At 69.3% G+C, this 12051-nt stretch carries 10 protein-coding genes; 4 read left to right on the top strand and 6 right to left on the bottom strand.

The features are described 5' to 3' along the window. The first annotated feature begins 132 nt into the window (after positions 1 to 132). The 3 genes from otsB (at position 133) to otsA (ending at position 4173) form a co-directional block, all read left to right on the top strand. A complete protein-coding gene (gene otsB, locus K6753_RS02975) occupies positions 133 to 867 on the top strand; it encodes a trehalose-phosphatase (protein WP_425492045.1) in 735 nt (244 codons plus the stop codon). Then, positions 864 to 2684 carry a glycoside hydrolase family 15 protein gene (locus K6753_RS02970; protein WP_223674681.1) on the top strand — a complete coding sequence of 607 codons (1821 nt, stop codon included), beginning with the start codon at positions 864 to 866 and terminating at the stop codon, positions 2682 to 2684. The genes otsB and K6753_RS02970 overlap by 4 nt, the downstream gene beginning before the upstream one ends. Before the next feature lie 121 nt (positions 2685 to 2805). Continuing rightward, positions 2806 to 4173: an alpha,alpha-trehalose-phosphate synthase (UDP-forming) gene (otsA, locus tag K6753_RS02965; RefSeq protein ID WP_223674680.1), complete on the top strand. Its 1368-nt coding sequence runs from the start codon at positions 2806 to 2808 to the stop codon at positions 4171 to 4173. On the opposite strand, the gene gloA is transcribed toward otsA, so the two are convergent. The 3 genes from gloA to rluD all read right to left on the bottom strand — a co-directional run bounded on the left by gloA (position 4170) and on the right by rluD (position 6657). Next, positions 4170 to 4700, bottom strand: coding sequence for a lactoylglutathione lyase (gene gloA / locus K6753_RS02960; RefSeq protein ID WP_223674679.1), 531 nt, complete (start codon positions 4698 to 4700; stop codon positions 4170 to 4172). The two genes, otsA and gloA, sit on opposite strands and share 4 nt — an antisense overlap. Positions 4701 to 4801: 101 nt before the next feature. Beyond that, positions 4802 to 5680 (bottom strand): peptidoglycan editing factor PgeF, encoded by an 879-nt coding sequence (pgeF, locus tag K6753_RS02955; RefSeq protein WP_223674678.1) that lies wholly within the window; start codon positions 5678 to 5680, stop codon positions 4802 to 4804. A 2-nt stretch (positions 5681 to 5682) separates the two neighbouring features. Beyond that, positions 5683 to 6657 (bottom strand): 23S rRNA pseudouridine(1911/1915/1917) synthase RluD, encoded by a 975-nt coding sequence (rluD, locus tag K6753_RS02950; protein WP_223674677.1) that lies wholly within the window; start codon positions 6655 to 6657, stop codon positions 5683 to 5685. A 114-nt stretch (positions 6658 to 6771) separates the two neighbouring features. Between rluD and K6753_RS02945 the strand changes: the two genes are divergently transcribed. Then, positions 6772 to 7641, top strand: a complete 870-nt coding sequence (locus K6753_RS02945; protein WP_223674676.1) for an outer membrane protein assembly factor BamD — start codon at positions 6772 to 6774, stop codon at positions 7639 to 7641. Positions 7642 to 7908: 267 nt separating this feature from the next. On the opposite strand, the gene K6753_RS02940 is transcribed toward K6753_RS02945, so the two are convergent. The 3 genes from K6753_RS02940 to sucC form a co-directional block, all read right to left on the bottom strand. Next, positions 7909 to 9576, bottom strand: a complete 1668-nt coding sequence (locus K6753_RS02940) for an NAD+ synthase (protein ID WP_223674675.1) — start codon at positions 9574 to 9576, stop codon at positions 7909 to 7911. A gap of 102 nt (positions 9577 to 9678) precedes the next feature. Continuing rightward, positions 9679 to 10554: a succinate--CoA ligase subunit alpha gene (gene sucD, locus K6753_RS02935; RefSeq protein WP_223674674.1), complete on the bottom strand. Its 876-nt coding sequence runs from the start codon at positions 10552 to 10554 to the stop codon at positions 9679 to 9681. Positions 10555 to 10666: 112 nt separating this feature from the next. Beyond that, a complete protein-coding gene (gene sucC, locus K6753_RS02930; protein WP_223674673.1) occupies positions 10667 to 11836 on the bottom strand; it encodes an ADP-forming succinate--CoA ligase subunit beta in 1170 nt (389 codons plus the stop codon). Positions 11837 to 12051: the final 215 nt, after the last annotated feature.

The following is a 12051-nucleotide window of genomic DNA, read 5'->3' as shown; positions in this document are numbered from 1 at the left end:
GGGAGGTCCTCGGAGTCTTGACGGCGGCGCGGGGCCGCGATGCCCGCTAGATGCGGCTTCCACCGGCCGCCTTCAACAGGGGGCCGCCCCCGTCCACCCGATGCTTACACCCGGCTGCTCACTATGGCGTGCATGCGCCGACCCGACCTGCCCCCACCCCCGCCCTTTTCCGACGACTGGGCGCTGTTCCTGGATGTCGACGGCACCCTGCTGGACTTCGCCGATGCCCCGCACCGGGTGCACGTCGACCCCGACATGCTCGAAGCCCTCGACGTGCTGCACCGGCGCCTGGACGGCGCGCTGGCACTGGTCAGCGGGCGCTCGCTGGAGCAGCTGGACCACCTGTTCGCCCCGCTGCGGCTGCCGGCGGCCGGCCTGCATGGCCTGGAGCACCGCGGCGATGGCCCGGCCGCCAAACCGCCGACTCCCCTGCGGACCCTGCGCGGCGAGGCGCGGACGGTCGCCCTGCGGCACCCCGGCGCCGTGGTCGAGGACAAGGGCGCGACGATCGCCCTGCACTGGCGTGGCAACCCGGACGCCGAGCCCGCCATGCGGGCCCTGGCCGAGGCGGCGATCGCGTGGCTGCCCGGGTACAGCCTGCAACCCGGCGACCACGTGCTGGAGCTGCGGCCCAAGGGCGCCAACAAGGGCGCGGCGGTGGCGCGCATGCTGGACGAGGCGCCGTTCGCCGGCCGCACGCCGGTGTTCGTGGGCGACGACCACACCGACGAGCATGGCTTCGAGGCGGTGCTGGCCCACGGCGGCATCGCCGTCCTGGTCGGCGACCGGCAGCCCAGTTGCGCGCGGCACGGACTGGCCTCGCCCGCTGAAGTCCGGTCATGGCTGGTGGAGGCCGCACAACCATGAGCGCGCGTCCCGACAACGCCACGTATGCGCAGACGCTCGACCTGGGCCTGATCGGCAACGGCAGCATCGCCGCCCTGGTCGACGGCCAGGCCCGCATCGTCTGGGGCTGCGTGCCGGCCTTCGACGGCGACCCGACCTTCTGCGCCCTGCTCTCGCCGAGCCAGCACCCGGGCGGCGACTACGCCATCGAGCTGGAAGACCTGGAGAGCGCCGAGCAGACGTATCTCGACAACACCGCGGTGCTGCGCACGGTGCTGCGTGACCGCCACGGCGGCGCAGTCGAAGTCACCGACTTCGCACCCCGCTGGCACCAGCACGACCGCTTCTACCGTCCGGTGATGCTGGCGCGGCGGGTGCGGCCGCTCGCGGGCAGCCCGCGCATCCGTGTGCGCCTGCGCCCGCTCGCCGACTACGGCGCCGCCGTGCCGGAGACGACATGGGGCAGCAACCACATCCGCTACCTCGTGCCCGGCTTCACGCTGCGCCTGACCAGCGACGTCCCCGTGCGGCTGGTGCGCGATGCGCTGCCGTTCGTCCTCGATCGCGAGGTGCACCTGGTGCTCGGGCCGGACGAGACGTTGACCCAACCGGTGGCGGCGTTCGTGCGCCACGCCGAGGAACAGACCATCGACTACTGGCGCGAGTGGGTGCGCTACCTGTCGATCCCGCTGGACTGGCAGGAGGCGGTGATCCGCGCCGCGATCACGCTGAAGCTGTGCCAATACGAGGAGACCGGCGCGATCGTCGCGGCCATCACGTCTTCCATCCCCGAGGCGCCGCACACCGTGCGCAACTGGGACTACCGCTACTGCTGGCTGCGCGATGCCGCATTCGTGGTGCGCGCGCTCAACCGGCTGGGCGCGACGCGCTCGATGGAGGACTACCTGCGCTACGTCTTCAACATCGCCGGTAACGCCGCCGGCGCGGTGGATGGCGAGCTGCAGCCGCTGTACGGCATCGGCTTCGAGGTGGAGCTGGCCGAGGACGAGGTGCCCTCGCTGGCCGGGTACCGCGGCATGGGCCCGGTGCGCCGCGGCAACCTGGCATGGGTGCAGAAGCAGCACGACGTGTACGGCAGCGTGGTGCTGGCGTCGACGCAGCTGTTCTTCGACCGGCGCCTGGCGCACCGCGGCGATACGTCGATGTTCCGCCGGCTCGAGCCGGTGGGCGACCGCGCGTTCGCCCTGTACGACCAGCCCGACGCCGGCCTGTGGGAGTTCCGCGGCCGCGCCGAGGTGCACACCTACTCCAGCGTGATGTGCTGGGCGGCGTGCGACCGGCTGGCGAAGATCGCCGCCCACCTCGGGCTGGAGGACCGCGCAACGCACTGGGCCGGTCGCGCCTCGCACATGCGCGCCCACATCCTGGAGCACGCCTTCGACAAGGAGCTCGGCCACTTCGTCGAGTCCCTGGACGGCAAGCGCCTGGACGCGTCGCTGTTGCTGTTGGCCGACCTGGGTTTCGTCGAGCCGCACGACTCTCGCTTCATCGCCACGGTCGAGGCCATCGGCCGCGACCTGCGCCAGGGCGACGCGCTGTTCCGCTACGTCGCGCCGGACGATTTCGGCACGCCCGAAACCAGCTTCACGATCTGCACCTTCTGGTACATCGACGCGCTCGCCGCGATCGGCCGCGAGGACGAAGCGCGCGAGATGTTCGAGCGCATCCTCGCCCGCCGCAACCCGCTCGGCCTGCTGTCGGAAGACCTCGAGTTCGGCGACGGCGAGGCCTGGGGCAACTTCCCCCAGACCTACTCGCACGTCGGCCTGATCATCGCCGCGATGCGCCTGAGCCGGCCATGGCAGGAGGCAACGTGATTGCGGTCGAGAGATTAGGGGCTAGGGGCTAGCCCAGCTCCAAGCCGAAGTCCTGGCCCTCAACGCCCCTGCCCCCAGCCTCTAGTCCCTAGCCCCAAACCCCTAGCCCCTACAAAACCCCATGTCCCGCCTCGTCATCGTCTCCAATCGCGTCGCCCTTCCCGACAGGACCAGCTCCGGCGGTCTGGCCGTTGCGCTGCAGGCGGCGCTGGAGGAGACGGGCGGCCTGTGGTTCGGCTGGAGCGGCCGCATCGACGAGGAGACGTCCGGCAACGTCAGCGAGCAGCAGGCGGGGGACATTCAGTACGTCACGGTGGACCTGTCGCGCCGCGACCACGACGACTACTACAACGGCTTCGCCAACCGCACGTTGTGGCCGCTGCTGCATTTCCGCGTTGACCTGGTCGACTACAGCCGCGAGACCTACCAGGCGTACCGCCGGGTCAACGCGCTGTTCGCCGACACGCTGGCGCCGCTGCTGCGCGATGACGACCTGGTGTGGATCCACGACTACCACCTGATCCCCTTGGCGCAGCTGTTGCGCCAACGTGGCATCAGGTGCCGCCTGGGTTTCTTCCTGCACGTGCCGATGCCGTCGTCGGACCTGCTGGCGGCGCTGCCGGACCACAACCGGCTGTTCGAGGGACTGTCGTCGTACGACCTGATCGGCTTCCAGACCGAGCGCGACCTGGAACGCTTCCAGGACTACGTGCGCCTGTTCGGCCGCGGCGAGGTGATCGAGAGCGGCGTGCTCGCCACCGCCAAGGGCCACCGACTGCGCGCCGGCGCGTTCCCGATCAGCATCGACACCGCGCGCATCGCCGAGCAGGCTGCCAACGCCGTGGGCAAGGCGAGCGTGAAGCGGCTGGCCGACAGCCTGTCCGGCCGCCTGCTCGCGATCGGCGTCGACCGGCTGGACTACTCCAAGGGGTTGCCGGAACGGTTCCGCGCCTTCGGCTGCTACCTGGGGCGCCATTGGGAGCAACTCGGCCGGCTCACCTTCCTGCAGATCGCCCCGGTGTCGCGCGGCGAGGTCGCCGAATACCAGGCGCTGCGCGAACAACTCGAACGCCTGACGGGCCACATCAACGGCGAGCACGCGCAACCGGACTGGACGCCGATGCGCTACGTCAACCGAAACTTCCCGCATGCCTCGCTGACCGGCTTCTACCGTCTGGCACGCGTCGGGCTGGTCACGCCGCTGCGCGATGGCATGAACCTGGTGGCCAAGGAGTTCGTCGCCGCGCAGGACCCCAGCGACCCGGGCGTGCTGGTGCTGTCGAGCTTCGCCGGCGCGGCGCGCGAGTTGGACGGCGCCCTGCTGGTGAACCCCTACGACCTGGACGGCGTAGCCGATGCCATCGCCGCCGCGGTCGAGATGCCGATGGAGGAGCGCCGCGAGCGCTGGTCGTCGATGATGGCGCGGCTGCGCACGCACGACATCACCGCGTGGCGCCGCGGCTACATCGAGGCGCTGAAGGCCGCCTAGCCGCGCGGCGTGGGTTGCAGGATTTCCACCCAGTAGCCGTCCGGGTCCTTGATGAACGCGATGTCCTTCATCCGGCCGTCGGTGAGGCGCTTCTGGAACGGTACGCCCAGCGCCTCGAAGCGCGCGCAGGCGGCCTCCACGTCCGGCACCGAGATGCAGATGTGGCCGAAGCCGCGCGGCTCGCTGTTGCCGTCGTGGTAGGCGAAGCCCGGATCGTCCTGCGTGCCATGGTTGTGTGTCAGCTCCAACACGCCCGGCTGCGAGAGCAGCCACTGGCCGCGTGCGGGTTCGTCGGCCGGGATGGCCGAGCGGTCAGCGACGCGCACCAGGAAGTACAGGCTGAAGGCGGCCTCGTCGAAATCGCGCTTGCGCACCACGGTGAAGCCGAGCACGCGGGTGTAGAAGTCCAGCGAGTTCGCGATGTCCTTGACCCGCAGCATGGTGTGGTTGAACACGAAGCCGCGGGTGGCATCGTCCGGGGTGGCGGTCACGCCGGGCAGCGCATCCAGCTCGTCCTGCAGGCTCATGTCGGTCGCTCCAAATGGGGTCGATTCCAGATGCGGCCGGCACGTGCCCGATCAAGTCACCCGTCGCGAACTGCCCGATACTGCATGCCGAGCGCGCGTGGCTACTCGAACCAGGCGAGCGTCGCCATCCGTCCCGTACGCGCGTCGCGCCGGTGCGAGAAGAAGCGGTCGGGCTCGCCGATGGTCGAGAGCCCGCCGCCATGGATCGCATCGGGCTCGATTCCCGCCTGCTGCAGCCGCCTCCGGGCCAGGGCATACAGGTCGACGCGCCAATGGTTCGGGCGGGTACTGGCGAACGCCGCGCCCGCGCGCCAGTCGCGCGAGACGAACGCGTCGTAGACCTCCACGCCGATTTCGTAATCGTCCGGCCCCGCGGCCGGGCCCAGCCACGCCATCAACCGGTCGGCCGGCGTGCGCATCGCCGCCACCGTCGCCTCCAGCACGCCCGCCGCCAGTCCGCGCCAGCCCGCGTGGGCGGCGCCGATCTCGTCGCCATCACGGGAACACAGCAGCACGGGAAGGCAGTCGGCGGTGAGGATGGCGAGCACGGTGCCGGACGTCGACGTCACGGCCGCATCGGCCTCGGGCTCGGAGTCGACAGCCCCCTCCCCTGCCAACGCAGGGGGTGAAGAGGATCGATCGCGAACCAGGGGTTCGCGATCCGATGAACGCCCGAAGGCTGCGCCTGAGGGCCGGACGGGTTGGGGAGGGGTGCCCTTGATACGCGGCCCTTCGGACACCCGCACCACCCCCACCCCATGCACCTGCTGCAACCACGCCGGTGACGACGGCAACCCGCCGATGCGCGAGAGCTCGTCGCGATTGGCCATCGCCGCATCCAACGCGTCGCCGCAGCGCAGCCCCAGGTTGAACGTCTCGAACGGCGGCGCCGACACACCCGCGCCATGGCGCAGCGTCGTGAATCCATGCACCCCGGCCGGCGCCGGCCAGTCGGCCTGCAGCAGCGCGGGGTGGCGCACGATCAGCGTGCCCGCTCCGCCGCCGCGGCACTGTCGTCGCGCAGCACCGCGACCAACGCCTGCATGTCGGCCGGCATCGGCGCGCTGCAGCGCACCGGCTCGCCGCCGACGGGATGGGCGAACTCCAGCGTCTCGGCGTGCAACGCCTGGCGCTTGAACCCGCGCAGCGTATCGACCAGTTCCGGCGTCGCGCCCTTGGGCAATTTGAGCGGGCCGCCGTACAACGGGTCGCCGATGATCGGGTGCTTGAGGTGCTGCATGTGCACGCGGATCTGGTGGGTTCGGCCGGTTTCCAGGCGGCACTCCAGCAGGGTGTGCGCGCGGAAGCGTTCGCGCAGCCGGTAGTGGGTGACCGCGTCGCGGCCGTCCTCGCGCACTGCCATGCGGATGCGGTCGCGCGGGTGCCGGTCGATGGGCAGGTTGGCGGTGCCGCCCGACACCAGTGCGCCGACCACGACGGCCAGGTACTGGCGGTGCACGGCGCGCGCCGACAGCTGCTCCACCAGCGCGGTGTGGGCCGGCAGCGTGCGCGCCACCACCATCACCCCGGAGGTGTCCTTGTCGAGACGGTGGACGATGCCCGCGCGCGGTAGCGCGTTCAGCGCCGGGTCGCGGTGCAGCAGCGCGTTCACCAGCGTGCCGGTGGGGTTGCCCGCGCCCGGGTGGACGACGAGGCCCGCCGGCTTGTCGATGACGAACACGTGCGCGTCCTCGTAGAGCACGTCCAGCGCGATGTCTTCGGGTTCCGAATGCGTCTGCACCTCCTGCACGACGCGCAGGCTGACGGCTTCGCCACCGCGCACGGGGTCGCGCGGGCGCACCTGCTCGCCGTCCAGAAGCGCGTCACCGGACTTGATCCAGCTCGACAGCCGGGAGCGCGAATACTCGGGAAAGAGTTCCGCCAGCACGGCGTCGAAGCGGCGCCCTGCGGCGCTGTCGGGCACGGTGGAGGTGAGTTCCTGGGGGGTGGGATCCATGAGGTCTGCAACTGGCTGCGGGGTGGCCGGCGGTTAAGCGCCGGGTGGGCCGGGGGCCCGCCACGGGCTGCTATTATCGGCCTTTCGTGCCTCCGGCGCCCGCCAAGACCTGCCATGACCCAGCGTTCCGCCCCGAACCGCCCCGCCTTCCGGCTGCTTGCCCTGCTGCTGATCATCGCCTTCGCCGGCACCGGGTGCGCCCGCATCGGCGGCTGGTTCAAGGACGACAACGCCGACGAGAACCAGCCGGTCGAGGCGCTGTACGACAAGGGCCACCAGTCCATGCGCAACGGCAACTGGTCGGCGGCCGAGACCACCTACAAGCGGCTGGTTGCGCAGTATCCGTACGGCCCGTACACCGAGCAGGCGCTGATCGAGACCGCGTACGCCCAGTACAAGGCCGGCAAGCACGAGGAGGCGATCAGCAGCATCGACCGCTTCATCCGCACCTACCCGACCCACCGCAACACGCCGTACATGTACTACCTGCGCGGGCTGACCAACTCCAGCCGCGACGCGGTGTTCCTCCAGCGCGTGTGGCGCCTGGATGCCAGCCGCCGCGACCTGGCCACGCCGATGCAGGCCCACAACGACTTCTCGATCGTTGCCGACCGCTACCCCAACAGCCGGTATGCGGCCGACGCACGCAAGCGCATGGGCGAGCTGCGCGACATGTTCGCCCGCCACGAGCTGGACACCGCGCTGTACTACCTGCGCCGCACCGCCTACGTGGCCGCCGCCGAGCGCGCGACCTACCTGCTGGAAACCTACCCGCAGAGCATCTACCAGAACGACGCAGTCGCCACGCTGGCCGCGGCCTACACGGGCCTGGGCAACGAGACGCTGGCCACCGATGCCGAGCGCGTGCTGCAGCAGAACGAGCCGAACCACCCGTACCTGAGCGGCGACTGGCCGGATTACCCGAGCGATTGGCGCAAACTGAACCCGTTCGCGGGTGAGAAGTCGGCGCTGGATAACGACTGACCACGCGACACCGCAACATGGAAACGCCGCCCAATGGGCGGCGTCTTCGTTTCCGGGATGGGGCAACTGTAGGAGCGGCTTCAGCCGCTATCGCATTCCCGAGGTCTTTTGTAGGAGCGACATAAGTCGCGACCGAACTCCGAGCCTTATCGAACGTCAGTCCCGTCGTGAATCGCGACTTACGTCGCTCCTACAGCGGCATCGACATCCGCATGACGATCGCGGCTGAAGCCGCTCCTACAAGGGCACCGCTACATCGAGTCAGTGTCAGGTCCCGTACCCGTTCGTGATCGGATACCGCCGCTCGCGGCTGAAGGCCCGGCGCGACACCTTGGGCCCGGGCGCGGACTGGTGCCGCTTCCACTCGCTGATGCGCACCAGGTGCAGCACGCGGTCGACGGTGGCCGGGTGGAAGCCGGCCTGCACCAGGTCCTCGCGCGACTGCTCCTGGTCGATGTGGCGCAGCAGGATGGCGTCGAGCACGTCGTACGGCGGCAGCGAGTCCTGGTCCTTCTGGTTCTCGCGCAGTTCGGCCGAGGGCGGGCGGTCGATCACCGCCTGTGGGATGACCTGGCCGCCGTGGGGGGCCGATCCGCCGACGGTGTTGCGCCAGCGTGCCAATGCGAATACCTCCGTCTTGTACAGGTCCTTGATCGGCGCGTAGCCGCCGCACATGTCGCCGTAGATCGTGGCGTAGCCGACCGCGTATTCGCTCTTGTTGCCGGTGGTCACCACCAGGCCACCGAACTTGTTGGACAGCGCCATCAGCAGCGCGCCGCGGGTGCGCGACTGCAGGTTCTCCTCGGTGGTGTCCACCGCGTGGCCTTCGAAGATCTCCGACAGCGCGTCAAGGTAGCCCTGGAACGGTTTCTCGATCGGCAGGGTCAGCAGCTCGACGCCCAGGGACGCGCATTGCTCGGCCGCCAGGTCGTTGGACAGGTCGGCGGTGTAGCGCGAAGGCATGCGCACGGCAGTGACGTTTTCCGCGCCCAAGGCATCCACGGCCACGGCCAGCACCAGAGACGAATCGATGCCGCCCGACAGGCCGAGCCAAGCCTTGCGGAACCCGTTCTTGTGGAAGTAGTCGCGCGTGCCGCGGACGATGGCCCGCCACGCCAGCGCGTCGCGGCTTTCGTCGCCATCGACCATCCATTGCACGGCCTGGAAGCGGCGCGTCTCCCGGTCGAAGTCGACCACCAGCCACTGGTCGGTGAACGCCGCTGCGGCCGGGTGCACCGCGCCATCGCCGTCTGCGACGACAGACGCGCCATCGAACATCAGCGCATCCTGCCCGCCCACGGTGTTGAGGTAGGCCAGTGCGGTGCCGATGCCGTGCGCCTGCGTTTCCTTCGCCCGCTGCGCCATCAGCGCGTCACGCTGCGCGTGCTTGTCGCGCTCGAACGGCGAGGCATTCGGGATCAGCACCAGCTCCGCGCCGGCGGCCACGGTTTCGGCCAGTGGCTCGGGGAACCACAGATCCTCGCAGATCAGCACGCCGACGCGGATGCCGTCGACCTCGAACATGCAGGCGCCGCCGTCCGGGTCGACATCGAAGTAACGGCGTTCGTCGAACACCGCGTAGTTGGGCAGCTCGCGCTTGCGGTAGGTGTGTGTGATGCGGCCGTCCCGCAGCACGCTGGCGGCGTTGTAGACGATGCTGCCGGCCGCCTGCGGCCATCCCACCACGGCGGTGATGCCGCTCACGCCGGCGGCAATTTCCTGCAGCGCGGCCTCGCAGTCGGCCAGGAAGCCCGGCCGCATCAGCAGGTCTTCGGGCGGATAGCCGCTGAGCGCCAGCTCCGGGAACAGCACCAGCTGCGCACCGTACTCGTCGCGCGCCTGCACGATCATCTCGGCGATACGCGCGGCGTTGCGGCGGACGGCGCCGACCGGGAAGTCGAACTGGGCGAGGGCGAGGCGGAGGGTCTGGGTCATCCGGGAATGGTAGGGCAGCCGGCGGCCAGGTGATGTCACGCGATGCCGCGCCCACGAAAAAGGCCACCCGAAGGTGGCCTTTTCGGTACCGCTGCGGATGCCTTACTTGGCCAGCCGCTTGGCGATCGCCGCGCCCAGGTCGCCGGGCGACTTGACCGTGGTGATGCCGGCCTTCTCCATCGCGGCGAACTTGCCGGCAGCAGTGCCCTGCCCGCCCGATGCGATCGCACCGGCGTGGCCCATGCGCTTGCCCGGAGGGGCCGAGGCGCCGGCGATGAAGCCGACCACCGGCTTGGTCACGAACTGCGCGATGTACTCGGCCGCCTCTTCCTCGGCGCTGCCGCCGATCTCGCCGACCATGATGATGCCTTCGGTCTGCGGGTCGTCCTGGAACAGCTTCAGCGCGTCGATGAAGTTGGTGCCGTTGATCGGGTCGCCGCCGATGCCGATGCACGTCGACTGGCCCAGGCCGGCGTCGGTGGTCTGCTTGACGGCTTCGTACGTCAGCGTGCCCGAGCGCGAGACGATGCCCACCTTGCCCGGCATGTGGATGTGGCCCGGCATGATGCCGATCTTGCACTCGCCCGGGGTGATCACGCCGGGGCAGTTCGGGCCGACCAGCACCACGTCGTCATAGCCCTTCAGGGTGTTCTTGACGCGCAGCATGTCCAGCACCGGGATGCCCTCGGTGATGCAGACGATGACGCGGATGCCGGCATCGGCCGCCTCGAGGATCGCGTCGGCCGCGAACGGCGGCGGCACGTAGATGACGGAGGCGTCGGCGCCGGTCTCGTCGACCGCGTCCTGCACGGTGTTGAAGACCGGCAGGCCCAGGTGCTCGGTACCGCCCTTGCCAGGCGTGACGCCGCCGACAACCTTGGTGCCGTACTCGACCATCTGCTCGGCGTGGAAGGTGCCCTGCTGGCCGGTGAAGCCCTGCACGATCACCTTGGTGTTCTTGTCGATCAAAACGGACATTGCGAGTCCTTGTTTTCCTGTAGCCCGGGTAAGCGAAGCGCACCCGGGATCACGATGTGGGGGATGCCAGACCCGGGTGCGGCCTGACGGCCTTACCCGGGCTACGCTCGGATCAGGCGGCGTTGGCGACGGCCGCAACCGCCTTCTTCGCACCGTCGTTGATGTCGTCGGCGGGGGTGATCGCCAGGCCGGAGTTCTTCAGCAACTCCTTGCCGGCTTCCACGTTGGTGCCTTCCAGGCGCACGATCACCGGCACCTTGACGTCCACTTCCTTGACCGCGGCAATGATGCCCTCGGCGATCATGTCGCAGCGCACGATGCCGCCGAAGATGTTGACGAAGATCGCCTTCACCTTGTCGGACGACAGGATCAGCTTGAAGGCCTCGGTCACGCGCTCCTTGGTGGCGCCGCCGCCGACGTCCAGGAAGTTGGCCGGCGAGCCGCCTTCCAGCGAGATCACGTCCATCGTCGCCATCGCCAGGCCGGCGCCGTTGACCATGCAGCCGATGTTGCCGTCCATCGTGACGTAGTTGAGGTCGTGCTGGCTGGCCTGCACTTCCGTCTCGTCTTCCTGGCGGATGTCGCGCATCGCGGCCAGGTCCTTGTGGCGGAAGGTCGCGTTGTCATCCGAGTTGACCTTGCCGTCCAGCACGGCGAGGTCGCCGTTGGTGAGGATGGCCAGCGGGTTGAGCTCGACCAGCGCCAGGTCCTTCTCGTTGAACAGCCTGTACAGGCCCATCATGATCTTGGTCAGCTGGCCGACCTGCTTGGCGTTGAGGCCCAGGTCGAAGCCCATCTGGCGGCACTGGTACGGCTGCAGGCCCTGGACGTAGTTCACGTGCAGCGACTTGATGGCGTCCGGATTCTCCTCGGCGACCTTCTCGATTTCCACGCCGCCCTCGGCCGACGCGATGAAGGTGATCGACTGGGTCGAGCGGTCCACCAGCACCGACAGGTACAGCTCGCTGGCGATGTCGGTGCCCTCGGAGATCAGCACCGTGTCGATCGGCAGTGCCACGCCGGCCGACTGGTAGGTCTCCATCTTCGTGCCCAGCATCGCCGCGGCGTACTGCTTCACTTCATCGAAGTTCTTGGCCAGCTTGACGCCGCCGGCCTTGCCGCGGCCACCAGCGTGGATCTGGGCCTTGACCACCCACAGGTCGCCCGGGATGTCCTTGGCGGCTGCAACGGCTTCTTCGGGCGTGCGCGCCACGCGTCCGGCCGGCACGGCAATGCCGTAGTCGGCAAAGAGCTGCTTTGCCTGGTATTCGTGAAAATTCATGCGTCACCGAGGGGAATTGAACGGAATGCCCGCGCGGCGGCGACCGGAAGACGGTGCGGGCGCGAGGGGGCCGGCCATTGTCGCCGATTGCGGCGGGGCGGGCAAAACGGGGGGGGCGGGGCCCGCCGGGCCGCGGTCCCGCGCCCTTGTAGGAGCGGCTTCAGCCGCGATCGGATCCGCCCAATGGTTTTCCTGTAGGAGCGACGTAAGTCGCG

It is taken from the genome of Novilysobacter selenitireducens, assembly GCF_020026895.1.
Classification (GTDB): Bacteria; Pseudomonadota; Gammaproteobacteria; order Xanthomonadales; family Xanthomonadaceae; genus Lysobacter_C; species Lysobacter_C selenitireducens.
This window is presented reverse-complemented; position numbering and strand designations above follow the sequence as displayed.

Coding starts and splice junctions, on each gene's coding strand:
- otsB (WP_425492045.1), top strand. CDS start 133: ATGCGCCGACCCGACCTGCCCCCACCCCCGCCCTTTTCCGACGACTGG.
- K6753_RS02970 (WP_223674681.1), top strand. CDS start 864: ATGAGCGCGCGTCCCGACAACGCCACGTATGCGCAGACGCTCGACCTG.
- otsA (WP_223674680.1), top strand. CDS start 2,806: ATGTCCCGCCTCGTCATCGTCTCCAATCGCGTCGCCCTTCCCGACAGG.
- gloA (WP_223674679.1), bottom strand. CDS start 4,700: ATGAGCCTGCAGGACGAGCTGGATGCGCTGCCCGGCGTGACCGCCACC.
- rluD (WP_223674677.1), bottom strand. CDS start 6,657: ATGGATCCCACCCCCCAGGAACTCACCTCCACCGTGCCCGACAGCGCC.
- K6753_RS02945 (WP_223674676.1), top strand. CDS start 6,772: ATGACCCAGCGTTCCGCCCCGAACCGCCCCGCCTTCCGGCTGCTTGCC.
- K6753_RS02940 (WP_223674675.1), bottom strand. CDS start 9,576: ATGACCCAGACCCTCCGCCTCGCCCTCGCCCAGTTCGACTTCCCGGTC.
- sucD (WP_223674674.1), bottom strand. CDS start 10,554: ATGTCCGTTTTGATCGACAAGAACACCAAGGTGATCGTGCAGGGCTTC.
- sucC (WP_223674673.1), bottom strand. CDS start 11,836: ATGAATTTTCACGAATACCAGGCAAAGCAGCTCTTTGCCGACTACGGC.